General features: G+C 70.5%; 23 protein-coding genes. 18 read left to right on the forward strand and 5 right to left on the reverse strand.

The window, feature by feature from the left end; translation table 11 throughout:
• Positions 1 to 104 precede the first annotated feature (104 nt).
• Positions 105 to 944 carry an SCO4651 family lipoprotein gene (locus tag J2N69_RS17280; RefSeq protein ID WP_230901589.1) on the reverse strand — a complete coding sequence of 280 codons (840 nt, stop codon included), beginning with the start codon at positions 942 to 944 and terminating at the stop codon, positions 105 to 107.
• Positions 945 to 1,092: 148 nt separating this feature from the next.
• On the opposite strand from J2N69_RS17280, the gene J2N69_RS17285 reads away from it, so the two are divergent.
• On the forward strand, positions 1,093 to 1,311 hold the full coding sequence (locus J2N69_RS17285) for a hypothetical protein (protein WP_230905030.1): 219 nt from the start codon (positions 1,093 to 1,095) through the stop codon (positions 1,309 to 1,311).
• Between the two features lie 56 nt (positions 1,312 to 1,367).
• Positions 1,368 to 2,936 (forward strand): FAD-binding oxidoreductase, encoded by a 1,569-nt coding sequence (locus tag J2N69_RS17290; protein WP_230901590.1) that lies wholly within the window; start codon positions 1,368 to 1,370, stop codon positions 2,934 to 2,936.
• Between the two features lie 24 nt (positions 2,937 to 2,960).
• Here J2N69_RS17290 and J2N69_RS17295 read toward each other — a convergent pair whose 3' ends face one another.
• Together J2N69_RS17295 and J2N69_RS17300 are read right to left on the reverse strand one after the other, a co-directional pair.
• Positions 2,961 to 3,674 (reverse strand): phosphatase PAP2 family protein, encoded by a 714-nt coding sequence (locus J2N69_RS17295; RefSeq protein ID WP_230901591.1) that lies wholly within the window; start codon positions 3,672 to 3,674, stop codon positions 2,961 to 2,963.
• Positions 3,675 to 3,933: 259 nt separating this feature from the next.
• The gene (locus J2N69_RS17300) at positions 3,934 to 4,944 is read right to left on the reverse strand and encodes a C40 family peptidase (protein ID WP_272595826.1); all 1,011 of its coding nucleotides are present in this window, start codon (positions 4,942 to 4,944) and stop codon (positions 3,934 to 3,936) included.
• Between the two features lie 775 nt (positions 4,945 to 5,719).
• Between J2N69_RS17300 and J2N69_RS17305 the strand changes: the two genes are divergently transcribed.
• From J2N69_RS17305 to J2N69_RS17365, 13 genes are all read left to right on the forward strand, one after another.
• A complete protein-coding gene (locus tag J2N69_RS17305; RefSeq protein ID WP_230901593.1) occupies positions 5,720 to 6,412 on the forward strand; it encodes a hypothetical protein in 693 nt (230 codons plus the stop codon).
• A 125-nt stretch (positions 6,413 to 6,537) separates the two neighbouring features.
• Positions 6,538 to 7,212 carry a hypothetical protein gene (locus tag J2N69_RS17310; protein ID WP_230901594.1) on the forward strand — a complete coding sequence of 225 codons (675 nt, stop codon included), beginning with the start codon at positions 6,538 to 6,540 and terminating at the stop codon, positions 7,210 to 7,212.
• Between the two features lie 252 nt (positions 7,213 to 7,464).
• The gene (locus J2N69_RS17315; RefSeq protein WP_230901595.1) at positions 7,465 to 8,124 is read left to right on the forward strand and encodes a DUF4232 domain-containing protein; all 660 of its coding nucleotides are present in this window, start codon (positions 7,465 to 7,467) and stop codon (positions 8,122 to 8,124) included.
• Positions 8,125 to 8,240: 116 nt separating this feature from the next.
• A complete protein-coding gene (locus J2N69_RS17320; RefSeq protein ID WP_230901596.1) occupies positions 8,241 to 8,618 on the forward strand; it encodes a hypothetical protein in 378 nt (125 codons plus the stop codon).
• Complete coding sequence (locus tag J2N69_RS17325; RefSeq protein WP_230901597.1) at positions 8,615 to 9,847, forward strand: PspA/IM30 family protein; 1,233 nt, start codon at positions 8,615 to 8,617, stop codon at positions 9,845 to 9,847. The genes J2N69_RS17320 and J2N69_RS17325 overlap by 4 nt, the downstream gene beginning before the upstream one ends.
• 27 nt (positions 9,848 to 9,874) lie before the next feature.
• Positions 9,875 to 10,561, forward strand: a complete 687-nt coding sequence (locus J2N69_RS17330) for a hypothetical protein (protein ID WP_230901598.1) — start codon at positions 9,875 to 9,877, stop codon at positions 10,559 to 10,561.
• 134 nt (positions 10,562 to 10,695) lie between these two features.
• Entirely contained in the window at positions 10,696 to 11,283 is a 588-nt protein-coding gene (locus tag J2N69_RS17335) for a hypothetical protein (protein ID WP_230901599.1), read from the forward strand.
• 646 nt (positions 11,284 to 11,929) lie between these two features.
• Positions 11,930 to 12,238 carry a hypothetical protein gene (locus J2N69_RS17340; protein ID WP_055570172.1) on the forward strand — a complete coding sequence of 103 codons (309 nt, stop codon included), beginning with the start codon at positions 11,930 to 11,932 and terminating at the stop codon, positions 12,236 to 12,238.
• A gap of 223 nt (positions 12,239 to 12,461) precedes the next feature.
• On the forward strand, positions 12,462 to 13,307 hold the full coding sequence (locus J2N69_RS17345; protein ID WP_230901600.1) for a DUF8175 domain-containg protein: 846 nt from the start codon (positions 12,462 to 12,464) through the stop codon (positions 13,305 to 13,307).
• Entirely contained in the window at positions 13,297 to 14,658 is a 1,362-nt protein-coding gene (locus J2N69_RS17350) for a hypothetical protein (RefSeq protein ID WP_230901601.1), read from the forward strand. Before J2N69_RS17345 ends, J2N69_RS17350 begins: the two co-directional genes overlap by 11 nt.
• Positions 14,655 to 16,214: an SCO6880 family protein gene (locus J2N69_RS17355; RefSeq protein ID WP_230901602.1), complete on the forward strand. Its 1,560-nt coding sequence runs from the start codon at positions 14,655 to 14,657 to the stop codon at positions 16,212 to 16,214. Before J2N69_RS17350 ends, J2N69_RS17355 begins: the two co-directional genes overlap by 4 nt.
• Positions 16,215 to 16,276: 62 nt before the next feature.
• Entirely contained in the window at positions 16,277 to 17,665 is a 1,389-nt protein-coding gene (locus J2N69_RS17360; RefSeq protein ID WP_230901603.1) for an ATP-binding protein, read from the forward strand.
• Positions 17,655 to 19,268, forward strand: a complete 1,614-nt coding sequence (locus J2N69_RS17365; protein WP_230901604.1) for a type IV secretory system conjugative DNA transfer family protein — start codon at positions 17,655 to 17,657, stop codon at positions 19,266 to 19,268. Before J2N69_RS17360 ends, J2N69_RS17365 begins: the two co-directional genes overlap by 11 nt.
• Before the next feature lie 49 nt (positions 19,269 to 19,317).
• Here the strand turns inward: J2N69_RS17365 and J2N69_RS17370 are convergent, their stop codons facing one another.
• Positions 19,318 to 19,722, reverse strand: coding sequence for a MarR family winged helix-turn-helix transcriptional regulator (locus tag J2N69_RS17370; RefSeq protein ID WP_230904759.1), 405 nt, complete (start codon positions 19,720 to 19,722; stop codon positions 19,318 to 19,320).
• On the opposite strand from J2N69_RS17370, the gene J2N69_RS17375 reads away from it, so the two are divergent.
• Positions 19,721 to 20,404, forward strand: coding sequence for a maleylpyruvate isomerase family mycothiol-dependent enzyme (locus tag J2N69_RS17375; RefSeq protein WP_230901605.1), 684 nt, complete (start codon positions 19,721 to 19,723; stop codon positions 20,402 to 20,404). The genes J2N69_RS17370 and J2N69_RS17375 overlap by 2 nt on opposite strands.
• A gap of 21 nt (positions 20,405 to 20,425) precedes the next feature.
• Here J2N69_RS17375 and J2N69_RS17380 read toward each other — a convergent pair whose 3' ends face one another.
• On the reverse strand, positions 20,426 to 20,989 hold the full coding sequence (locus J2N69_RS17380; protein WP_230901606.1) for a GNAT family N-acetyltransferase: 564 nt from the start codon (positions 20,987 to 20,989) through the stop codon (positions 20,426 to 20,428).
• Between the two features lie 138 nt (positions 20,990 to 21,127).
• On the opposite strand from J2N69_RS17380, the gene J2N69_RS17385 reads away from it, so the two are divergent.
• Positions 21,128 to 22,084 carry an ABC transporter ATP-binding protein gene (locus tag J2N69_RS17385; RefSeq protein ID WP_230901607.1) on the forward strand — a complete coding sequence of 319 codons (957 nt, stop codon included), beginning with the start codon at positions 21,128 to 21,130 and terminating at the stop codon, positions 22,082 to 22,084.
• Positions 22,081 to 22,878 carry an ABC transporter permease gene (locus J2N69_RS17390; protein ID WP_230901608.1) on the forward strand — a complete coding sequence of 266 codons (798 nt, stop codon included), beginning with the start codon at positions 22,081 to 22,083 and terminating at the stop codon, positions 22,876 to 22,878. Before J2N69_RS17385 ends, J2N69_RS17390 begins: the two co-directional genes overlap by 4 nt.

Here is a 22,878-nt window from a genome sequence, read left to right on the forward strand (position 1 = left end):
CTCTTCCTGATCATGACCCTGCCCCCGTACCGACTTCCTAGAGTAGGGAGCGGCCTACACACCGCGCATGGCACGGACGGACCATTTCCACCGGCCGTACGCGACTAGGGCGCGGCGATCTTCCCGGCGAAGATGTCCTCCTCGGCCGGAAGTCGCACCCCTACGGGCACCCCGAAGTCGTAGAGCAGCGTGGTCGAGGCCACATCGGCATTGGCCACGGTGAACTGCTGGCGCAGCTTCCGCACCCGCCCCCGCTCATCGAGGTACACGTCGAAGGGCACGCTCCCCTTGCTGAACCCTTTCCCCGCCGCCACCTCCAACGCACCGCGCTGACCTGCGGAAGCCCCCTTCGCCGCGGCCCGCAGATCGGCGACGCCGCGGTAGTGCCGCACCTCGGTCCCGGCGACCCGCTCCTCCCCCACATACGTCACGTCCCGCGCCCCCCGCAGCACTTCCGCCGCCGCGAGGGGGTCCGTCGCCCCACCGGTGACGAGATTGCCGTCGGAGAGCGAACGTGTCTCGATCCGCACCCACTTGTCGGCGGGCACACCGGCCCCGCGGTTCTTCATGTAGAGCGCCCCGCCGGCCATCAGCTCGGTGATCGGCCGGCGCGCCCGCCCCCCTGCGGGGTCCTGCGGCAGGACCACTTCGAACCGCCCCCGCTGGTCCCGGAAGTCGTAGACGCCCGCGCCCCGGACGGTCACGCGCGTCCCGCCGCTGGCCATCTCCATGGACGTACGGGCCTTGGCCGTGCCCGCGCGGACCAGGGCGTCGGCGGAGCGCCGCACCGCGTCCCCGGCGTGCGCGGCCTTCCCCGGCGCCTCGGCGCCGCTGCCGTCGGCGGCGGCCCCGCCGGAGCAGCTGGTGGCGGTGGCCATCAGCCCCGCGGCCGCCACCGCGACCGCGGCGCTCGCTCGGCCCCTGTGCCTGCGCTGCTGCCCCATCCTGGCTGCCTCCAAGCGGTCCCGCGCTTGTCGATCCCCCGTCGTTCCCCCGTCGTTCCCCTAACGACCGGTGCCTTGAGCCGTCACGCGGGGGGCCGGTACCGGCGACGGCTCCCGGCGCTTCACCCGGGGTCGGTACCGTGGCCGGGTGGCCGATCAGGAAGACCTCGCAACGGACCTCGCAGCCGACCTCACGCCCCACCGCCGCACACCCGATCTCATATCCGACCTCGCTTCCCACAGCACGTCGACGGTCGAGAAGGGCCGCTTCATGTCCGCCCAGTGCTCCTGCGGCTGGCGCGGCCCCGCCCGAAGGGCCCGCAGCAAGGCCCGCACGGACGCCGCCGAACATGAGGAGTCCCCCTAGGGGAACCCGCCCGCCTCGCGCACCGTCTCGTTCTCCGGGAAGCAACGGGAGGCGTCATGGAACGACGTACGTTCATCGGTACGACGGCGGCCGCACTGGCCGCGACGACGGTCGGCGGCTGCACGAGCGGCGGCTCACAGGCGGGCGCGGCGACGCCACGCGCCCACGGCGGACGCGACACCGCCCTGCGGAGCGCCAGCGCCGCCGCGAGCGCCCCCGCGACCCTCGCGGCCCTCGCCAGGGACCTGGACGGCACCCTCGTACGGCCGGGCGAGGCCAAGTGGGCGGCGGCCCGGCAGCTGTACAACACGCGTTTCGACGACCTGAAGCCCACCGCCGTGGCGTACGTCGCGCACCAGGACGACATACGCACCGCCCTCACCTACGCCCGCGCCCACCGCACCCCGGTCGCGATCCGCAACGGCGGCCACTCGTACGCGGGTTGGTCCTCCGGCACCGGCCGGCTGATCATCGACGTGTCGAAGCTGAGCAGGATACGGGCGAGCGGGACCACCGCCACGATCGACGCGGGCGCCAAGCTGATCGATGTCTACCGCTCGCTCGCCGCGAAGGGCGTCACGATCCCCGCGGGCTCCTGCCCGACCGTCGGCATCTCGGGCCTCACCCTCGGCGGCGGCCACGGCGTGGTCTCCCGCGCGTACGGCCTGACCTGCGACAGCCTCACCTCCGCGACGATCATCACGGCGGACGGCAAGCAGCTCACCGCCTCGAAGACCGAGCACAAGGACCTCTTCTGGGCGCTGCGCGGCGCGGGCAACGGCAACTTCGGCGTCGTCACCGAGCTGTCCTACCGCACGCACACCGCGCCCCAGGCCGTCTCCGCGTACATGTCCTGGCCGTGGTCGAAGGCGGCGGCGGTCGTCAAGGCGTGGCAGGCGTGGGGCCCCGACCAGCCGGACGAGATCTGGTCGTCCCTGCACCTGGCGAACACCCCGGGCGGCACCCCGACCGTCTCCGTCGCCTGCTTCTCGCTGGGCACGTACGGCGAGCTGCAGAACGCCGTCGACCGCCTCGCCCACAAGGTCGGCGCCTCCGCGCGCAGCGTCTCCCTGAAGCGGCGTACGTACGAGGAGGCGATGGAGGTGTACGCGGGCTGCTCGTCGTTCGTCACCGACGCCCAGTGTCACCTGCCCGGCGCGACACCGGGACGCAGCCCCCAGGGCGCCCTCAAGCGCGAGACGTACGCGGCGAGTTCGGACTTCTTCGACCGCTCCCTCTCCGCGGCGGGCATCCGCGCGCTGCTCTCCCAGGTCGAGAACGTGACGGGCGCGAGCGCCGGCAGCATCGCGCTGACCGCGCTCGGCGGCGCGATCAACCGCGTCGACCCGACGGCGACGGCCTTCGTGCACCGCCGCTCGCGGATGCTGGCGCAGTACATCGCGTCGTGGCGCGCGGGCACATCGGGAGCGCCGGCACGCGCGTGGCTGAAAAAGGCACACGGGGCGATGGGGCGGTACGCGTCCGGCGCGGCGTACCAGAACTACACGGACGCCACGCTGACGAACTGGCGCGAGGCGTATTACGGAGACGCGGCGCCGCGCCTGAAGAAGCTGAAGAAGCAGTACGACCCGAACCGCTTCTTCGACTTCCCGCAGGCGCTCTGAACCTCCGCGACACCGGGTGGAACGTCAGGCCGCGAGGTCCCGCTCGTCCGGGTCGGCGGCGGCCCGCGCGGGCTCGGCGGGCTCGCTCAGCGGCGCGGCCACCGGCGCGACCCTGCGGTCCCACACCAGCCACCCCACGTGCCGGGAGCGCCCGACCGCCCTGGCGAGCGGCGTGAGCAGCGCCATGGCGAGCGGGGACAGGAGCAGGGCGACGGCCGTGCCGAGCGCGAAGCCGCCGATGACGTCGGTGGGGTAGTGCACGCCCATGAAGACCCGGCAGAAGCCCTCCAGGGCGGCGAGCCCGAGGCCGACGAAGCCGAACTTGCGGTGAGCGACGAAGAGTCCGGCGCCGATGGCCATGGCGAGCGTCGCGTGGTCGCTGACGAAGGAGAAGTCGTCCTTGCCCTCGACCAGGACGTGGAGCCCGGCGTGGTCGCGGAAGGGCCGCGGCCGTTCCACGAAGCCCCGGATGGGGACGTTGACGAGTACCGCGATCCCGGCGGCCAGCGGCGCCCACACGACGGCGGCGACGGACGAGGCGGCGTCCTCGAGCGTGCCCCGCTTCCGCTGGCCCCACCAGCACCACACCACGAGCAGCACGAGGGCGAGCAGCAGGCCGTACTCCCCGACGAACGCCATGGCGCGGTCGAGCCAGTGCGGGGTCTCCTGTGTCAGGCCGTTGATGTCGTAGAGCAAGCCGACGTCGGGGTTCGACCCGGATTCATCGAGTCCAGCCATGGCGCTGCGGCCCCTTGTCTCCTAGCCCACGGACGCACCTTTCTGTGCGCCCTTTCCATCAACCCCCGTGGTCGGTCCAGTCAAGGGAACGCCCGTCCCCCACCCCTACGTTCCACTCTCCACCGAAAGATCACCCAGACGTTACCGAAGAGAGACACATCACCGCAGCTCAGGGGGAGTGTTTTAACGGACGGTTCAAGCCACATCACCCCGTGCGCACGCCTTCGCACGCGCCCCTCAGCGCCCCCCTGCGGCCTCCTCAGGCCGAGGCAGGCTTGTCGGGGAGCGCCGCCGCGCCCTCGTCCGTGACACGAGTCGCGCCAAAATAGTCGGGCGTGTCGATCGGGTCGAACCGGATGACGGCACCGGCCCGCGGGGCGTTGATCATGTACCCGCCGCCGACGTAGATCCCGACGTGCCGGATGGCGCGCGAGTTGGTGAGGTCGTCCGAGAAGAAGACCAGGTCCCCGGGGAGCAGTTCCTCGCGCTTGGGGTGCGGCCCCGCGTTGTACTGGTCGTTGGCGACGCGCGGCAGCGTGACGCCGACGGTGCGGTAGGCGGCGAGGGTCAGACCGGAGCAGTCGAAGCGGCCGTTCTGCTCGGGCGTGCCGTTGCCGCCCCACAGGTAGGGGGTGCCGAGCTTCTTCTGCGCGAAGGCGATGGCCCCGGCGGCCTGCTGCGAGGGCGCCACCCGCCCCACGGGCCGGGCGAAGCTCTTGGAGAGCGTGGTGATCGTCTTCACGTAGTTCTGCGTCTCGCTGTAGGGCGGTACCCCGCCGTACTTGAGGACGGCGTACGCGCCCGCGTTGTACGCGGCGAGCATGTTCTTCGTCGGGTCCCCCGGCGCGTCCTTCACATACCCGGCGAGCTTGCAGTCGTACGAGGCGGCGGACGGAATGGCGTCCTTCGGGTCCCACACGTCCCGGTCGCCGTCACCGTCGCCGTCGACGCCGTGCGCGGCCCAGGTGCCCGGGATGAACTGCGCTATCCCCTGCGCCGCGGCGGGGCTCTTCGCGCGCGGGTTCCATCCGCTCTCCTGGTAGAGCTGGGCGGCGAGCAGCGCGGGGTTGATGGCCTTGCAGAGGTTGCCCCACTTCTGCACGAGGGGCTGGTACATCGCGGGCACGGCACCCTTGGCGAGCCCCACGGCCCCACCGCTCGCGCCACTCGCGATGCTGCCCGCGGCCACGTAGGTCCCGACGACGAGCAGCGCGATGAAACTGAGCGCACCACCGATCCCGACGGAAGCGACCAGCCACGCCTTACGCACCGTCAACCACCCCTCACCCACCGGGAGTCCGCTCCGCCGCCGCTCAGTGTAGAGGCCGCGTACGACAGCGCCAGGCCGCATCCACCCGGCGCCCCCTCGCTGGAACCACCCGCCCCCCTTGGATAGCTTGCTTCACTCCAGCGAACGCCCCACCCTCAGGGGCCGACCGTGAACCGCCGCCCCGCCCTGCTCGCAGCCGCCGCCCCGACCACGGCCGCGGCCCTGACGCTCTCCGCCTGCGGAGGAGGCGACGGAGGGTCCAAGGACAGCGAGAAGATCGCGGGCGCGGACTCGGGTACTCAGAGAAACAGGTCCCCGTCCCCGAAGGCCTCGGAGGACGGGATCGACCGCCCTGAGATCAAGCTCCCCAAGGACGTGAAGAACGTCTTCGAGGGCGGGAAGACGGGTGATCCCAAGAAGGATGCGGTGCTTGCGGACAATGAGCGGTGGGTCAACTCCCTGATCGAAGCCACCGTCGTCGAATCCGGCGACCACCCCGCGCTGAAGTTCTACGGGACGGGCGATGCCCGTTTGTCGGCGGCGGACTACATCCAAGGATTCCGAAAGAAGAACGCGAGCTTCATCGGACGACGTACCCCAAGGACCTCCGAGGGTCGAAGGCAGCCCCCAGCCCGCGAAGACCGGGACGCTGACTCCCGCCAACAGCAACTGGGACCCGCCGGCCTGTTGGTACGAACCCGCGTACACGCCGAAGCAGATCGAGGCCACGGTCAAGGCGATCCGAAAGATCGGGTTCTTCGGTATCGGTGGCGCCGTGGGAGGGGTTTTCGACTCGTACTTCAAAGACAGCAAGCCGTACAAGAACTACAACCTCGACAAACAGGGCGAAGGCCAATTCTGGGCGGCGGCCGTCGACGACGACCGCAAGGACGAGCCGGAGGCGAAGGCCTGCGACAAGCTGCCGTTCTGGGTGCAGGACGGCGAGACCCCGAAGGAACCGCTCGCGGTCACGCCCAAGATCCTCGCCGAGTACGCGTACGGACAACTCCCCGTCCCGGACACCGAGGTCGAACTGGCACCCGAGGGCGAGACGAAGGTCAACCTGCCCACGTGGGCCTGGCTGGACAAGGCCAGGTTCAAGAAGATCTCGGTCACCGCGACCCTGCCCGGCACGGGCCTCTCCGCGACGACGACCGCCGAGCCGGTCGCCCTGAAGATCGACCCGGGCACGTCGGACGCCGAGACGTACCCCTCCTCCGGCGAGTGCCCGATCGAGGACGACCGCATCGGCACGCCCCGGGACAAGGGCACCCCGGTGGACACGGACCCGCCGTGCGGCGTGCGGTACCTGCGGTCCTCGCGCGACGGCTCGTACGAGCTGAAGACCACCCTCACCTGGAAGGTCAGCTGGACGAGCACGAACGGCCAGGGCGGCGACCTGCCCCCCGGCGAGTTCGGTACGACGCAGGACGTCGTCGTACGCGAGATCCAATCCGTCAACCGCTGACCGCTCCCCGACCACGCACAGAAGGCTGAAACGACCTCAAGAGCGCATCCCGTCAGTGCCACCGTCCTGAGCCGCAATTGCCGCCGTCCTGAGCCACCGCAGCCCGAAGTTGCTACCGTCCGGCCATGTCTGACACCTCGGAACCGCTGAGCGAACACACCGCTCCCGTCACCGCCGACGACGTCACCCGCGCCGTCCGCCTCGCCGTCGCCACCCTGCGCGGGGCACCGGACGACGCCGACTGGGGCGCCAAGGCGGGCGGGCTGGAGTGGGACTGCTGGGAGACGGGTGAGCACCTGGCGGACGACCTCTTCGCCTACGCCGCCCAACTCGGCCCGGAACATCCCCCGCTGGACCGTGAGGTCCCCTTCCACTGGGTCCGCCGGACGCCCGGCGGCCCCGCCAACGTCACCCTCGCCGACCCCGCGGCCGGCCCCGCGGGACTGCTCCAGGTCGTGGAGGCGTGCGGCGCCCTGCTGACCGCCATGGTCGCCACCACCCCGCCGACCGTCCGCGCCCACCACGGCTTCGGCGCCTCGGACCCCGAGGGCTTCGCCGCCATGGGAGTCGTGGAGACCCTCGTCCACACGTACGACATCGCGAACGGACTCGGCATCGGCGACACGTGGGACCCGCCCGCCGCCCTCTGCGCCCGCGTCCTGCACCGCCTCTTCCCCGACGCCCCGACGGACACGCCCCCCTGGCCCACGCTCCTGTGGGCGACCGGCCGCGGCGAACTCCCCGGCCGCGCACGCCTGACCACATGGCGCTGGTACGGGGCACCGCGCGCCGAACGCTGACCACCGGCCCGCCCGTCCACCCGACCGCCCGTCCACCCGCCCGCCCGCCGTCCCAGGACGACGTTCCATAGAACAGGCATATCCGCAGGTCAGACCCCCTGAAAGCATTCCAGTGTCCCTGATGCCCCGGCGCTCCTTGCCCCCACCGGCCGGGGACGGCTTCGCTGAGGGCCAGGCCGGAACGACGGCCCCGTAACGACGTACGACACATACGCCGTACCGGACGACACCACGCACCTCACGGGGGACCCCATGAAGCTCACGCACGCCTCGAAGACCCTGCTCGCCGGCCTCACGCTCCTCGGCGCGCTCTCGCTCACCGCGTGCAACGGCGACGACGGCGCGGACGCCTCCTCGTCGGCCGGCACGAAGCCGACGGCGGTCTCGGAGGGCACCGGGTCGGACGGCGCCGGCTCGGACAGCGGCAGCGGCAGCGGCGGAAGCACTACCGGGGGCACCGGAGCCGACCAGAACGGCAAGGCAGGCATCTGCCGCAGCGACGAGCTGGAGGTGACCGCCCACGACAACAGCACCGACAAGACCGAGGGCATCGTCACCGTCGTGTTCAAGAACGGCGGCAGCCGCGACTGCACCATCAACGGCTACGCGGGCGTCAACCTGAAGTCGGCCACCGGCGACACGCTGTCCGTCGGCCGCAACGGCGAGCAGGCCCACTCCGCCGTCCTCAAGGACGGCGAGTCCGCCGCCTTCAACATCACGTTCCCGATCAACAACAGCGGCGGCTCCGGCGTACGTATCGCCAAGATCCTGGTGACCCCGCCGAACGAGACGAAGACCGTCACCATCGCCTGGCCCGCCGGTTCCCTCCCGGTGGACAACCCGGACGCCCCGTCCGGCACGAAGCTGTCCATCAGCCCGGTCGGCAAGGTCAGCGACTCCCCGGCGGGCTGACCCGCCCCGCTCGCCCCCCCGACGCGGTCTGGCAGCCGGGGCCGCGCTCTGCTTCTGCCGCTTCGCACGCACGAATCCCGCCGAAGTCCCGATCCCCGCCGTCCACTGACGCCACAGTGGACATCGAGCCCGAGACGACAGGTGACCGACCGAAGGCGGGGACAGCAGTGGCCGAGAAGCTCAGAGTCGACGCGGTCGAACTCGAACAGTTCATGAAGTTGCTCGACGGGTCCGTCACGTCCTTGAAGGGGCTGCGCGGTGCCCTGGCCGACGCGACGGTCGGCGGACTGGGGACGGACGACCTCGACAAGGCCTGTGAGGACTTCCAGGAGGACTGGAAGTACGGCGCGGAGCAGATCGGTGAGCAGACGGAGGATCTCTCCAAAATCATCGAGCAGAACAAGAACGCCTTCATGGAAGTCGAAGAGGCGTTGACGAAAGCCATGAACAAGTCCGGGAAGACCAAGGACGACACGGTGGAGATCCCGAAGTGACGAGCGCCGCGAACTACCCGGACCTCGGCTTCGACCCCGCACCCGGCGACTGCGACACCGTAAAGGCTCTGCACAAGAAGCTGGACAGCTGCGTCACCGTCCTCCGCGACACCCGCAAGGTGGTCACCAAGCTGATGGACGGCAGTTACTGGGAAGGCGACGCGGCCGTGGCGTTCCGCGAGGCCATCGATGAGGGACCGCTCTCCCTGAACCTCAAGAACGCCGCGCGGTCCATCGAAAAGGCCGCGAAGCAGCTGGAGCGCTGGGAACGGGACCTCGACGACTTCCAGCGCCGCGCGAGGGAGCTGAACGGGAAGGCCAAGAACGCCCGCGAGGCACTGAGAACGGCGAAAGGGCACGCCGAGACCGCCGGCGCCGACCCCGACCTGGACAAGAAGGGAAAACATCAGGACGACGCGAAGAAGGCCCTGAAGCTCGCCGACGGAAAGGTCGAGGACGCACAGGCGGAACTCGACCGGATTCTGGGCAGGGCACGGAGTCTGCAGAGCGAGCACGCGGAGCGGTCGAAGTACCGCGCGGAAAAGATCCGCGACGCGACGGCCAAACTGGCGCCGCACGAGCCGGGGTGGTTCGAGAAGGCGTGCGAGTGGGTCGAGGAGAACCTGCCGGACATTCTCAGCGCGGTTGCCGGGGTTCTGGCGCTGGCGGCCCTGATCTTCACCGGCCCCATCGCGCTTCCCATTCTCCTGGTAGGGGCAGGGCTTCTCAGCGCAGGGGCACTGGTTACCCGCATGTCGGACCCGACGGTGCGGGCATCCCTGTGGGACGGACTCACCAAGGGTGAGTTCGACGCCGATTTCTTCAGCAACCTGGTTTCGGTGGGCGCCGACACGCTGGGCATGGTGCCTGGTCTCGGAGCCGCCGCCAGAGGAGGCATCGAAGCCACCACGACGATCCGCGGTGGCAGCGAGGTTCTGTCCCTCGGGCAGAAAATGGCCAAATACGGCACAGCCGTTTCAGAGCAGGCCGATGAGGTCAGCAACCTGGGCAATCCCTTGCTGCAACGTGTGTTCAGCTGGTCTGCGAATCCACAGGTATGGACCGACAGCGTGTCCAAGGCTTCGAGCGGCATCGGCCTTGTGACTGCGGGGTACGGCTTGTTCGACGACGACGAGCGCAGGGGCGAAGTCGGGACCGGAATCGACGGCACACGGCTCGGTATCGACATTCCCGGGTTCCCGGCTACCGCGCGCTACCTCTTCTCCTGACGTCTTTTCTGCAGAAAGAGTGACCCTGTGAACCCTACCGACTTCGCCACCGCGTGGGACCATCCGCCGACACGTCGCGCCTGGAATCTGCTCGTACTCAAAGACGTGGCAGGACTGATCGGATGGATCGGCGTTTGGATCGCGCTGCTGGGCATCTCACTCAAGACGCCCAACTGGGCTGTATGGATCTTCATGCCGTACTGGATCTACAGCCCATGGCGCATGCTCGTTCAGTTGAGCTACATCCCTACAGCTCTGCGCATGCGGCGCATCCTGCAGAGATACCCGTGGCAGGTACTCCGGGACGTCCCGAACGGCTTGACAAAGAATCCCGAGATTCAAGGCAACCAGTTCGGATGGTTCGAGTTCCCCAACCCCGCCCGGCCAGAGCAGCGCCTGCCGTTGGTATTCGCCAAGCACCCGCGCGTGACCTGGTGGCACCGGCGCATGGCTCCCCGCGCCAAGCCTGAGCTGAAGGTTCAGATTGAAACGATCTGGTTCGCCGGGGACCCCCGCATGATCGGTCTCATTGCTGCGCCCAGTCGGAGCGGGCTGGCGCCTCGCCGCATGATGATTCTCAGTCAGCGCCTGAGAAGAGCCCCCGACATGGCCCTCACCGATTGGGGCGCCACCCCTGCGGACCAGGAACAGGCCCGGCTTGCCGGATTCATCCCGCCTGCAGATGCGCTCCGCAAGAGGGGGACACCCCGTTGAATTCGCCTAGGTTCATCATCGACGATTCTGCCAAGACCCCGGACGCCCACTTCTGGTTCGCCGAACCAACTGGCTTCGCCCCGCTACCCGTCGGCGCGCTACTGACCCGACCAGGCCCTTCCGGCGACGACACGGTGCATGCAGCCTTCAAGCCGTTCCTGGATTCCGCTCCTAACGACATCGTTCGCCAACGGTTCCTGGGGCAGCTCGCGCTAGTCCGGCAGCTGCTGGCTGCCCTGGTCGAGGCCACAACCGTTCACTGCGCCATCGGCCTGCACCGCGACGACATCTCCGCCCCCGACAAGGACGGCGAGGCCGGCGGCGGGTTTCTGTTCTCCCTCTTCACCGTGTCCTGGCGAGACATCGCCCCCACCGCACCCGCCGTCACCGCCGCCCGAGCCATCGCAGGCGCCGAAGGCCACACGAACATCGAGTACCTCGAACTCCCCTGCGGACCGGCCAGCTTCAGCGAGACCGTCCGCACCCCGAACGCCGACTCCGGCCTCCCCCAGAACCCCGTGCTCCAGGTCTTCGCCCACCTCCCTCACCCGGACGGCAAACGCCTGGTGGTACTGACGCTCGGCACCACCGCCGTACGCCGGCGCGCGGAGTACCGGAGCCTGCTGCACCAGATCGCCGAGAACGTCAGCTTCGAGGACCCCCTCCTCGAAATGGAAGCTCTCGCCAAAGCGGACGGTGGCAGTCGGCCCCCGCGCGGTTGACGGGTGTCCGACTTCTCCCACCCATAGAGCAATTAGGCGCAATACGCCGCCCTGCATGTCTACATCCCGTCGCACCGATGGCTGCCGCCCGCGCTCTGCTGAGCTCCGATGGCGGCTGCTCTTCGTGGCGCTGGCGCTGCCCGGTGACGTGGACGGCGCCGCCGACGGCGCGAAGCACGGCCGCCGAGTACGGCAGGAGGGCAGCCCCTCCACGTACGAGGTGGTCAAGGAGATGCTCCTCGACCATCCCGCCGACATCAATCACATCGTCGCCACCCTCGACGGCCCAACCCGGCTCGGACGCTGCAGAGCGGTACTGCGACACCATCTCCCCGCTCAAACACCTGCGGACCGCCCCCGGCACCTTGGCAACCGCCGACACGCGACGTCTCGCACCCCTATGAGCACCCGTCAGGCCCCCGCCCCAGAAGTCCTGGTCAGGCGCACGCCCGGCCGTCATTGCCCGGGGTCCTACCGCGTGATACACAGAGTGACCAGACCTCACGCACGAGGAACCGTACGAAGTCGGCCAACGAATGGCGTCAAGGCGTCATCCGCAGGGGCGATTGTCGGCGACAATGAGCTGTCCTCTGCACCGAGGTAGGCAGAGGTGGCAGAACAACCCACTAGGGGCGGTGAGTTACACATGCTTATGGCAGCCGAAAAGGGCGACATCACCACCATCATCGGCGGGATCGCCCCCGACTGGGGTCCCTTCGGGAGCCTGGGCAACGAGGCACGCGTGATGATCGAGGTCGTGATGGCGATCGCCATCCTCCTCTGTCTCGGCATTGCCATCTGGGGCGCGGCGAAGCAACGCATCGGCGCGACGGCGCTGCGCGACACCTTCAGCGCGGAACAGGGCAAGGGCCTGATCATCGCGGGTCTGACCGGAGTCTTCATCATCGGTTCGCTCGGCACACTCTTCACCATCGTGTACGGCATGGCGGTCTAGCGTCCCCATCCCCCGCCTCCGACGCGTCCCCTCCCCCATGGCCCCTCCTGTGCCCCGTCTCCCTCCTGTCCCCCTCTCCCCACTCGTCCGTCGTGCCCACCGGCTGAGGTTGCAACTCCCTGATGTCGAGTCACCACACCGCGCCCGCGCGGGAACCAGCACGGCTACCGTCATACGTGTCCTACGTGACGGTTCAGCGAGAGGGTGAGGGGGCGGTCGCGGCATGAGCCTCGACGACGAGCGGAACGACGGCCTCTTCGGCGGCTCGGGAGAGACCAGGACGCGGCTTCCCGAGGGGGAGGGCGGCGACGACGTCTACGGCGGCGCGCGCAGATCCGCCCGGCCCGGGCGGTCGTCGTCCCGGAGCCTGGTGACGGTGGTCGGCGTCGTGGTCCTGCTGATCGCGGCGATCGCCTTCGCCAACCGGGGCGGGGGCGAGGACTCGGCGGCGGGCGGCGACGCGAAGAAGCCGGCCGGCTCGGCGACGGCCCCTTCGGGGGAGAAGCCGGTCGGGGGGAAGACGGAGGGCATCGCGACCGGCTTCGCCAAGACGGAGCAGGGTGCGCAGAGCGCCGCGGCGAACTACGCGGTGGCGCTCGGCTCGGCCGAGATGTTCGACAAGACCAAGCGTGACGCCATCGTGAACACGGTCTACACCCCGGACGAGGCGCGAAAGCGGCAGCCGACCCTCGACAAGGTCTATTCGGGCAAGGACTTCCTGGCGCGCATCGGCCTGCACCCCGACGGCACGCCCCCGAAGGACACGAAGTTCGTCTCCCGCATCATTCCCGTGGGCACCCAGGTCAAGAAGTTCAGCGGTGACAGCGCGAGCGTCGAGATCTGGTACTCGTCGCTGTTCGGCCTGGCGGGCGAGAGCACCACCAACCCGGTGTCCGAGAGCTGGTACACCAACACGTACGAGCTGCAGTGGGTCGACGGCGACTGGAAGGTCGCCGACTTCCGGCAGAAGGACGGCCCCGTCCCGGTCGGCCGTGACCAAAGGGCATCCACCGCCGACGACATGGCGGAGGCAGTGGAGCAGTTCGGAGGGTTCACCTATGCCCGGTAGCACCCGTCGCCGCACTCTCACGCTCGCCGCTGCCTTCACCACAGTGCAGACGGCGGCCGTGCTGCTGGCCACCCGCGCCCTTGCGGCACCCGACCCGGAGCCTTCCGACGACCCCTGCGAACTCATCCGCGGCCCCGCCAAAAAATACTGCGAAAAAGGCCAACAAGCCGACTCCGACCCCGGCAGCAACCTCCCCGCCGACGAGCCCATCAGCCCCGGCCTCGACCCCCTCAGCTCCCTCGCCAAGGGCTGCGCCGAAGCCGCCTCCTGGACCGTCGACAAGCTCTCCGACGCCGTGAAGGAGACCGCCAACGTCGACTTCACCAACCCCACGTTCCTCCAGCAGTACGCCGTCGTCTTCGCCGCGTCGACCATCCTCACGCTCCTGCTGTGGCTGCTCGCCGTCGCCAAGCGGGCCGTGCGCGGCGTGCCGCTGACCACCGCGATCTCCGAGGCCATCGGCTTCCTGTGGCTCACGGTCCTCGCCTCCGCCTTCACGCCGCTGATCCTGTACACCGTCGTCTCGGCCACCGACGGCGTCTCGGCCGTCATCGCCAAGGCGACGGGCGGCCAGACGGACGAGTTCTTCGGCACGTTCTCCGGCGCCCTGAAGAAGGGCGAGGACATCGGCGGCGGCCCGATCATGCTGATCGTCGTGTCCCTGGTGTCGATCCTCGCCGCCGGCGTCCTCTGGCTGGAGCTGGTCATCAGGGCCGCGCTGCTCTACGTAGGCGCGCTCCTCGGCACCGTCGTCTACGCCGGCCTCGTCGACAAGAACCTGTGGTCGCACGTCCGCCGCTGGGCGGGCATCATGATCGCCGTCATCCTCGTCAAACCGATCATCGTCATCGTGCTGGGCCTCGCCGGGGCGCTCTCCGCCGACGACGGGCCCGACGCGTTCTCCGCCGTCGTCTCCGGGCTCTCGATCATCCTGCTCGCCATCTTCGCGAGCGCCATGATCTACCGTTTCGTCCCCGGCTTCGGCGACGAACTCGCGGGCTCCCGCGACAACCGCATCATGCGCGGCGCCCAGAACAAGGCCGCCGCCGTGATCAGCTCCCCCGCCTCCCTCGTCTCCCAGGGCATCAAGACCCACAGCGCCCGGGGCAACGGCAGCGGCGGTGGCGGCGGCACCAACCAGCCCCGGCCCGCCAATCCCGCGGGCGGCGGCGTCGCCGCCCACAGCAGCCGCCCCACCGGGGGCGGCGGCTCGGCGAACGGCGGCGGAGCCGTCCCCTCCGCCGCACCCGCGCCGCGCAGCAGCACCAGCGCGACCAACACGCCGCACGCGGGCAACCGCGGCGGCTCCCGCACCAGCAGTACCAACCGCACGGGAGGTGAAGGGCGTTGACGACCCAGTCCCACGTGTCCCAGCCGGTCGCGCCCCGCCGCACATATCTGATCGGCCGCGCGCGGCCGAACGCGATCGTCGGCAAGAACCGCGAGACCGGGGAGATCGCCCTGATCATCGCGGGGGCGTTCCTCGGCATGATGTGCGGACTCCTCGTCCCCGTCCTCTCCCTGCGCATCGTGCTGCTCACCGGCCTGCCGATGCTCGCCATCGCGGCGGTGTACGTCCCGTACAAGGGCCGGACGTTCTACAAGTGGTTCGAGATCAACCGCACCTACAAGCGTTCCCTGAAGCGCGGCACCGCCTACCGCTCCGCCGCCCCGGAGGCCGGGGTCAGGCTGGACGGCCGCGAGGTCGAGGTCGGGCCGCCACCCGGCATCGGCCGCATCAGCTGGCTGGCCGCGCCCTTCGGGCCGGACGAGATCGCCGTACTGCTGCACGCCGACCGGCGGACCGTCACCGCCGCCATCGAGATCGAGGGCCCGGGCGTCGGCCTGCGCGACAGCGAGGACCAGGAGGCCCTCGTCGACCGCTTCGGCACGCTCCTGAAGCACGTGGCGAACGGCGACGGCTTCGTCACCCGCCTCCAGATGCTCGCCCGCACCCTGCCCGCCGACCCCGACGCCCACGCCAAGGACGTCGCCCAGCGCGGCGACGACCGCGCCCTGCCGTGGCTCCAGGAGTCGTACGACCAGCTCCAGTCGATGGTGTCGACCAGCAGCGAGCAGCACCGCGCCTACCTCGTCGCCTGCATGCACTACTCCCGCGACCTGGCCGCCGAGGCGCAGGCCATGGCCCGCGCCGCCCGCCCGCACGGCGGCCGCAAGCTCGACAAGGACTCCGGTCTGGCCGTCGTCATGGCCCGTGAGCTGACCGACATCTGCTCGCGCCTCCAGGAGGCCGACATCCGCGTACGGCAGCCGCTCGGACAGGGCCGCCTCGCCTCCCTCGTGCACTCCATGTACGACCCGGACCACCCCATCGACCACATCCAGGCGATGACCAAGCGCAACGCCTGGCCCGCCGAGCTCGACGCCATGGAGCCCACCTACCTCCAGGCCAAGACCCGCGAGTCCTCCACCCGCGCCCCCTGGTGCCACGCCACGGCCTGGGTGAAGGAGTGGCCGATGACGCCCGTCGGCGTCAACTTCCTCGCACCGCTGCTCGTCCACACCCCGGACGTGATCCGCACGGTGGCCGTGACGATGGACCTCGAACCCACCGAGGTCGCCATCGAGCGGATGCTGACCGAGAAGACGAACGACGAGGCGGAGGCGAGCCGCCAGGCCAAGATGAACCGCACGGTCGACCCCCGCGACATCGCCTCGCACTCCCGCCTGGACCAGCGCGGCGAGGACCTGGCGAGCGGCGCGGCGGGCGTGAACCTCGTGGGCTACATCACGGTCTCGTCCCGTTCCCCGGAGGCCCTCGCGCGCGACAAGCGCACCATCCGCGCCTCCGCCGGCAAGTCGTATCTGAAGCTGGAGTGGTGCGACCGCGAGCACCACAGGGCCTTCGTCAACACGCTGCCGTTCGCGACCGGCATCCGACGCTAGAGCGCAAAAGTGCGAGCGCACAATTGCGCTAGACGGTATCGACGTAGAGGCAGGCTGTTGCGATGCGGGATCCGCTGACCGTCCTCACGGACGCCTTCACCTCCTTCCTCTTCGGGAAGGTCGAGACGACCCGGCTTCCGGTGCGTACGTCGACGGGGCAGGCCCAGGCGGTCTACCTCCCGACGGCCGCGCCGGGCCTCGGCGACTCGGGCGTGATCATCGGGCGTGAGGTGTACTCCGGCAAGGGGTACATCTACGACCCCTTCCAGCTGTACGGGCAGCAGCTGCCCGCGCCGCACTGGCTGGTGCTCGGCGAGTCCGGCAACGGCAAGTCGGCGCTGGAGAAGACGTACGTCCTGCGGCAGCTGCGCTTCAAGGACCGCCAGGTCGTGGTCCTGGACGCGCAGGGCGAGGACGGCGTCGGCGAGTGGAACCTCATCGCCCAGGAGCTGGGCATAACGCCCATCCGGCTCGACCCGACGGCCGCCCTGGACATGGGCATCCGGCTCAACCCGCTCGACCCGGCGATCACGACGACCGGCCAGCTCGCGCTGCTCCGGACGATCATCGAGGTCGCGATGGGCCACGGCCTCGACGAGCGCTCGGGCTTCGCGCTGAAGGTCGCCCACGCGTACGTCAACGAGACGATCGTGGAGCGCCAGCCGGTCCTGACCGACATCGTGGAGCAGCTGCGCCACCCCGAACCGGAGTCCGCCGAGGCCATGAACGTGGCCATAGACGACGTACGGGCATGGGGCCTGGACGTGGCGCTGGTCCTGGACCGCCTGGTCGACGGCGACCTGCGGGGCATGTTCGACGGTCCGACGACGGTCGGCATCGACCTGGACGCCCCGCTGATCGTCTTCGACCTCTCCCACATCGACCGCAACTCCATCGCCATGCCGATCCTGATGGCGATCGTCGGCGTCTGGCTGGAGCACACCTGGATTCGGCCCGACCGCAAGAAGCGCATCTTCCTGGTGGAAGAGGCCTGGCACATCATCAACTCACCGTTCGTCGCGCAACTGTTCCAGCGGCTGCTGAAGTTCGGCCGACGGCTCGGTCTGTCGTTCGTGGCGGTGGTCCACCACCTGAGCGACGTGGTCGACGGGGCCGCGGCGAAGGAAGCGGCCGCCATCCTGAAGATGGCGTCCACCAGGACGATCTACGCCCAGAAGGCGGATGAGGCGAGGGCCACCGGCCGGGTCCTCGGGCTGCCCAGGTGGGCCGTCGAGATCATCCCGACCCTCACCCCCGGCATCGCGGTGTGGGACGTGAACGGCAACGTCCAGGTGGTCAAGCACCTCATCACGGAGACGGAACGGCCGCTGGTCTTCACCGACCGCGCCATGACGGAGTCGTCGTCCGACCTCGCCGCCGACGACGCGATGCGCGCGGCCGAGCTGGAGGCGGAGGAGCGGGCGGCGTACATGGAGCAGCATGCGGGATGACTGGGAGCGCGACCGCCGCCGGGACACGGGTGCCGGGCGGGGGGTCCCCGACGGGCTGCTGCTGGGGGCCCTCGGCTTCCTGCTCGTCTCCACGGCCCTGGTCTGGTCGTCGACGCACCTCGCGGCGTGGTTCGCGCACGGCGCCTCACCGGACGGCGTGACGTTCGGCCACACCCCGCTGGCGGTACGCCACCTGATCGGCGCCCCGCAGGACCTGCCGGGCGCCTGGCCGGACACCCCGCCCGGGCAGCTGTCGGGGTACGGGCTGTTCTGGGGCCTGTTCATCGGCCAGCTGCTGGTGCTGATCGTGCTGGCGGTCTTCGTGATGGGCACGGTCGCACGGTGGCGTGCGGTACGGAGGGCGGCGCGGGCGGAGGCCATGGTCGGGGCGAACGGGACGGGAGCGAGCGTGGCGGGGGCGAACGTGGCAGGTCCCCACCTGGCAGGCCCCAACCTGGCAGGGGCGAACGGCCCTGTACATGTCGGGGGCGCGCAGACCCCCGCCCCGAGCGCCCCACCCGTGCCGCTCACGCCATCCACGCCGTCGGTGCTCCCCGAGGAACCGAAGCACAGCACGATCCCCGCGCCCGCCCCGCCCACGCCCCTCGACAAGCCACTGCAGCACACCACGCCCGCCGCGCACCCCACCCCGCCCACGCCGCCCGAGGCACCCCGTACCCCCCTCGTCCTCGGCCCCCCGGAGACCCGCCGACCCCACGCACTCCGGGCCATCCAGGACGCCGAGGGCGCGGCCCTGGTCCTGACCTCCGACCCCACCCTGTGGGAGGAGACGAAGGACGCCCGCGCCAAGCTGGGCCCCGTCCTCCTCTACGACCCCTCCCACCTCTGCGACACCCCCGCCCGCATGCACTGGTCGCCCGTCTCCGGCTGCCGGGACAAGGCGACGGCCGCCCGCCGCGCCGCCGCCCTCCTCGCCCCGACGAAGCCGACCGCGAGGCTCGACGCCGTCGTGGCGGACACGGCGGAGACGCTGATGCGCAGCTTCCTGCACGCCGCCGCGGTGGCCGACAAGCCCATGAAGCACGTCCACCGCTGGGCACAGGGCACCCAGGTCCAGGAGGCGGTACGCATCCTCCGTACGCACCCCGAGGCCGCGTCCGGCGCCGCGGGCGAACTGGAGGCGGCCCTCACCGCGTACCCGGAACGGCGCGACGTGGCGCAGGAGCTGACGGCGCGTTCGCTCTCCGCGCTCTTCACGGTGCACGTCCGGGAGTCCTGCACACCGAACCGAACTGATGCGCTCACCCTGGATTCCTTTGTGCATGAAGGGGGCACGCTTTTCGTGGTGGGTGAGGCGATCGAGGAGCCCAAGTCCCGCCAAGGCCCGGGTGCCATGCCGCTGCTGACGGCACTCGCCTCCAGCGTGGTCGAGCACGGCCGGCGCATGGCCGAACGGTCATCCTCCGGTCGGCTCGACCCACCAATGACCCTCGTCCTGGAGGACGCCGCCGCGGTGGCCCCGCTCCCCCAGCTCCCGGAGCTGCTCGCCACCGGCGCCGACCGGGGCCTGCCCACCCTGGCCCTGCTCCGCTCCCGCGAACAGGGCCGGTCCCGCTGGCCGGACAGCGAACTGCCGGTCTAGCCCGCTCACTTCGAGCCAGGCACCCGTCGCCAGGCGTCAAGTACCGGCGTCACGCCCAAGGGTCAGTGATCTCCCGCAGCAGCGTCAGCGCCTCCCGCAGCTGCTTCATGCGCCGCTTGCCGAGATGCGCCTCCCACTCCCGCTCCACCTCGGCGACCACCGTGTCGGCCACCCGCTTCGCCGCCCACGCCTTCTCCGCCCCGCACACCAGCCGGGCCCCCTTGTCGGTGGGGTCCGGCTCCCGTCGCACATAGCCGGCCTTCTCCAACTGGTCGACGAGAAAGCCCGCCGTCTGCTTGGTGATCCGGGTCAGGGCCGCCAGCTCCGTCAGCCGCGTGCCCTGCGGGCCGATACGCTGCATGACCCGCGCCTGAGCAGGCGTGAAGCCGCCGAACCCGGCTGCTGCCAGCGCGGCGAAGACGCGGCCCTCCAGGGCCCGGTACGGGATGAACATGAGCACGACGGCCCTCGGCACCGACGAACGCTGGCAGATCATCGACCACGAGCGCGCGGATCTGGCGCGGCTGCTGGAGAGCCTGAGCCCCGAGGAGTGGGAGAGGCCCAGAGGAGTGGGAGAGGCCCACCCGGTGCGGGGACTGGCGGGTGCGGGGACTGGCGGGTGCGGGGACTGGCGGGTGCGGGACGTGGCCGCGCACCTGACCGTCGCCGCCCGCTCCACCTACCGCTGGGCGCTGCGCGAGTTCGTGCGCCCCCGGGGCGATGTCGACCGGATGATCCACGACTCCGCGGTCCGCGAGGCCGAGCGGCCCGTCACCGAGATCGTGGCCAACCTCCGCGCGATCACCGGCTCCCGCCGCCTCGCGCCCGGCACCACACCCCGCGAGGCGCTGCTGGACATCCTCGTCCACGGCCAGGACATCGCCCTCGCCCTCGGAGTCGAGGGCCGGATGCCCCCGCGCGCCGCCCACGACGCCGTCGACCGGGTCTGGACGATGCGCTTCCCGCCCCGCCCCTGGCCGCTGCCGAAGGCCCGGCTGGTCGCCACCGACATCGACTGGACCCGTGGCCGGGGCGAGGAGATCCACGGACCGATCTCCGCCCTGCTCCTGCTGCTCACCGGCCGGACAGCCGCGGCCGAGGAGCACCTGGACCGCGCCCACCCCACCGGCCCCTGAGACCGTCGCGACCGCCGCCGCCTACCGCTGCGGCCGCTCCAGCACCAACTCGAACTCCCGCGCGGACGAATCCCCCGGCACCGGGACCACCACTCCACTGCGTACGAAGCCGAAGCGCCGGTAGAACGCCTGCGCCCGCGGGTTGTCCTCATGGACGTACAGCCGCACCCGCTCCACCCCTTCCACCGACCAGGCCCACGCCACAGCCGCCTCGAACAGCGCGTCCGTCACACCGCTCCCCCGGTGCTCGGCCCGCACGAACACCCCCACGAGATGCGCCTGCCGCCGCTCGACGACACCCCCGAAGCCGTCGTCGTGCCCCGCCTCCTCGATCATCACCGTCACGGAACCGGCCCACACGCCATGCGGCCCCTCCGCCACGAACTGCCGCACCCGGGACCCCGTGGAGGCCCCCGCGGTCCGCTCCTGCCAGAACGAGTCCGGCTTCGCGGCGGCATCCTCGTACGCCTCCAGAAACGCGACCGGCGCCACCGGGTCCCGCAGCGCGGCCAGCCGCAACTCCCTGACCTGCGGCCACTCCTCGGCACGGACAGCACGGACGGCACGGACGACATGCTGGTTCATGCGGCGATCCTAGTTTCAGGGGCGCCGTTTCACCGCCGCCATTTCCGGGTCGCCGTCGTACCCCGGTACTACCCGCCACCGCCACGACCCGCCCCCGGTCCGACGATCCGCGCCCCCGACCGCGCCAGCATCGAAGCCATGACGATCAGGGCACACGGACTGACCAAGCACTACGGCGGCAAGCCCGCCAAGAAGGCCGTCGACGACCTCAGCTTCGAGGTGCTGCCGGGCACCGTCACCGGCTTCCTCGGCCCCAACGGCGCGGGCAAGTCCACCACCATGCGGATGCTCCTCGGCCTCGACGCCCCCACCGCCGGCCGCGCCACCATCGGCGGCCGCGCCTACACCAGCCACCCCGCGCCCCTCAGCGAGGTCGGCGCCCTCCTCGAAGCCCGCTCCGTCCACCCGGGCCGCACCGCGTACCACCACCTGATGACGCTCGCCCACACCCACTCCATCCCGAGGAGCCGCGTCGAAGCGGTCCTGCGCCTCGCGGGCATCGACGAGGTCGCCCGCCGGCGCGTCAAGGGCTTCTCCCTCGGCATGGGCCAGCGCCTCGGCATCGCGGCCGCCCTGCTCGGCGACCCCGCCACGGTCATCCTCGACGAGCCGGTCAACGGCCTCGACCCCGAGGGCGTCCTGTGGATACGCACCCTCCTCAAGTCCCTGGCCGCCGAGGGCCGTACGGTCCTCGTCTCCTCGCACCTCATGAGCGAGATGGCGCTGACCGCCGACCACCTCGTCATCATCGGCCGCGGCAGACTCCTCGCCGACACCACCGTCGAACGCTTCGTACGCGACTCCGGCACCGGCTCCGTCAAGGCCGTCACCCCCGAGGCCGGCCTCCTCACCGAACTGCTCGCCGCCCCCGGCGTCCAGATCACCGCCGTCACCCCCGGCGTCCTCGACATCAGCGGCACCGACGCCGAACACATCGGCCGCACCGCCGCCGCCCACGGCATCCCCCTCTTCGAACTGACACCGCGCACCGCGTCATTGGAACAGGCCTTCATGGACCTCACCCGCGACTCCGTCGAGTACGCCGCCACACCGACCCCTCAGCAGGAACCGCACCCGGAAGGAGCCACGGCATGAGCACCAGCACCACCGCCGCGGCCGGGACGACCACCGCGTACCGCCTGAGCACTACGGGCATCCTGCGCTCCGAGTGGCACAAACTCCGGACACTGCGCTCCACCTGGATCACCCTCTTCACCGCCGCCGCCCTGGTCATCGCCGTCGGGATCACGATGGGCGCCACCTACGACGGCGACGACTCCGAGATCGACACGGTCGTCTTCACCCTCCTCGGCACCCAGCTCTCCCAGATCTGCCTGGCCGTCCTCGGCATCCTCGTCACCGCGGGCGAGTACTCGACGGGCATGATCCGGGCCTCCCTCACCGCCGTACCGCGCCGCCTGCCCGTCCTGTGGTCCAAGGCCGCGATCTTCACGGCCGTCGCCTTCACGGTGTCCTGGACGACCAACGTGATCACCTTCCTCACCGCCCAGATCTGGCTCACCGGCACCGACAAGGAACTCTCCCTCACCGACGACGGCGTCCTCGGCGCCCTCACCGGCAGCGCGGCGGCCCTCACCCTGCTCGGCCTCATCGCCCTCGGCCTCGGCGCCCTGCTCCGGTCGGTGCCCGGCGCCATCGGGGCGTTCGTCGCCTGCGTGCTGATCCTGCCGGAAGTCCTCGGGATGCTGCCGTTCGGCGCCGTGGAGAGCGCCCTCAGGCACTTCCCCGTCCAGGCCGCGGGCTCCCTCGGCTCGCTGACCCGCGTGGAGAACACCATCGCCCCCGGCACGGCCCTCGTCACGCTCACCCTCTGGGCGGCGGCGATCATCACCACGGCGTCGCTCCTGCTCAAGCGCCGGGACGTATGA

Origin of the sequence: Streptomyces huasconensis, from assembly GCF_021028635.1 — a bacterium.
GTDB lineage: Bacteria > Actinomycetota > Actinomycetes > Streptomycetales > Streptomycetaceae > Streptomyces > Streptomyces huasconensis.

Coding starts and splice junctions, on each gene's coding strand:
- J2N69_RS17345 (WP_230901600.1), top strand. CDS start 12,462: ATGAGCCTCGACGACGAGCGGAACGACGGCCTCTTCGGCGGCTCGGGA.
- J2N69_RS17370 (WP_230904759.1), bottom strand. CDS start 19,722: ATGTTCATCCCGTACCGGGCCCTGGAGGGCCGCGTCTTCGCCGCGCTG.
- J2N69_RS17360 (WP_230901603.1), top strand. CDS start 16,277: ATGCGGGATCCGCTGACCGTCCTCACGGACGCCTTCACCTCCTTCCTC.
- J2N69_RS17340 (WP_055570172.1), top strand. CDS start 11,930: ATGCTTATGGCAGCCGAAAAGGGCGACATCACCACCATCATCGGCGGG.
- J2N69_RS17385 (WP_230901607.1), top strand. CDS start 21,128: ATGACGATCAGGGCACACGGACTGACCAAGCACTACGGCGGCAAGCCC.
- J2N69_RS17310 (WP_230901594.1), top strand. CDS start 6,538: ATGTCTGACACCTCGGAACCGCTGAGCGAACACACCGCTCCCGTCACC.
- J2N69_RS17290 (WP_230901590.1), top strand. CDS start 1,368: ATGGAACGACGTACGTTCATCGGTACGACGGCGGCCGCACTGGCCGCG.
- J2N69_RS17295 (WP_230901591.1), bottom strand. CDS start 3,674: ATGGCTGGACTCGATGAATCCGGGTCGAACCCCGACGTCGGCTTGCTC.
- J2N69_RS17365 (WP_230901604.1), top strand. CDS start 17,655: ATGCGGGATGACTGGGAGCGCGACCGCCGCCGGGACACGGGTGCCGGG.
- J2N69_RS17350 (WP_230901601.1), top strand. CDS start 13,297: ATGCCCGGTAGCACCCGTCGCCGCACTCTCACGCTCGCCGCTGCCTTC.
- J2N69_RS17280 (WP_230901589.1), bottom strand. CDS start 944: ATGGGGCAGCAGCGCAGGCACAGGGGCCGAGCGAGCGCCGCGGTCGCG.
- J2N69_RS17380 (WP_230901606.1), bottom strand. CDS start 20,989: ATGAACCAGCATGTCGTCCGTGCCGTCCGTGCTGTCCGTGCCGAGGAG.
- J2N69_RS17390 (WP_230901608.1), top strand. CDS start 22,081: ATGAGCACCAGCACCACCGCCGCGGCCGGGACGACCACCGCGTACCGC.
- J2N69_RS17315 (WP_230901595.1), top strand. CDS start 7,465: ATGAAGCTCACGCACGCCTCGAAGACCCTGCTCGCCGGCCTCACGCTC.
- J2N69_RS17375 (WP_230901605.1), top strand. CDS start 19,721: ATGAGCACGACGGCCCTCGGCACCGACGAACGCTGGCAGATCATCGAC.